The sequence below is a fragment of the Paracraurococcus lichenis genome (assembly GCF_030657435.1).
Taxonomy (GTDB): Bacteria; Pseudomonadota; Alphaproteobacteria; order Acetobacterales; family Acetobacteraceae; genus Paracraurococcus; species Paracraurococcus lichenis.
Map to the genome: position 1 here is coordinate 1 of NZ_JAUTWS010000376.1, position 790 is coordinate 790.

At 70.3% G+C, this 790-nt stretch carries 1 protein-coding gene; it reads left to right on the forward strand.

Annotation, left to right across the window (positions count from 1 at the left end; genetic code table 11):
- Nucleotides 1-790: IS66 family transposase (locus Q7A36_RS40330; RefSeq protein WP_305109414.1), on the forward strand; the 790-nt coding region annotated here is incomplete at both ends.

Consider the following 790-nt stretch of genomic DNA (forward strand, 5'->3'; position numbering starts at 1 on the left):
GGGAGGTGGAGCAGGTGGCAGTGCAGACCTACGATCGTGTCGAGATCCCCGAGATCACCCCGGATGTGACGCGGGTGGTCCTGCACGGCGGTGTCTGCCCCTGCTGCGCCGGGCGCTTTAAGGCGGCCGCGCCGGCCGGGTTGGAGCCGGGCTCGCCCTTCGGCCCCAACCTGCGCGCCTTCGTGCTCTACCTGCGCTTTGGCCAGGCCATCCCGTTCGACCGCCTGGCGCGGCTGTTGCGTGACCTGTTCGGGCTGGAGATCAGCGAGGGGGCGCTGGCCAATATGCTGCAGGACAGCGCGCCGGCCTTCGCGGCGCAGACCGGCCTGATCAAGCAGCGCCTGCTGGCCGGCACGGTGCTGGCCTCCGACGAGACCAGCGTGCGGGTTGGCAAGAGAACCTTCTGGACCTGGGTGTTCCACCACGCCGAAAGCGCCTGCTTCCTGATCCGCCCCTCACGCGGCAAAGCGGTGGTGCGCGAGTTCCTCGGCGAGGTGCGCCCGGCGGTCTGGATCTCCGACCGCCTCGGTGCCCAGAGGGGCTGGGCCAGCCGGGAGCATCAGGTCTGCCTGGCTCATCTGCTGCGCGACATCCAGTACGCGATCGATGCCGGCGATGCCGCCTTCGCCCCTGGCATGAAGCATCTGCTGCAACGGGCCGTGCGCATCGCGCATCGCCGTCCGCGGCTCGCCGACACCACCCTGGCCGCCTACCACGGCCGGCTCCAACGCGCGCTGGACGACCAGCTCAAGATCGTGCCGGACAGCAAGCCGGGGCTGAAGCTCCAGCG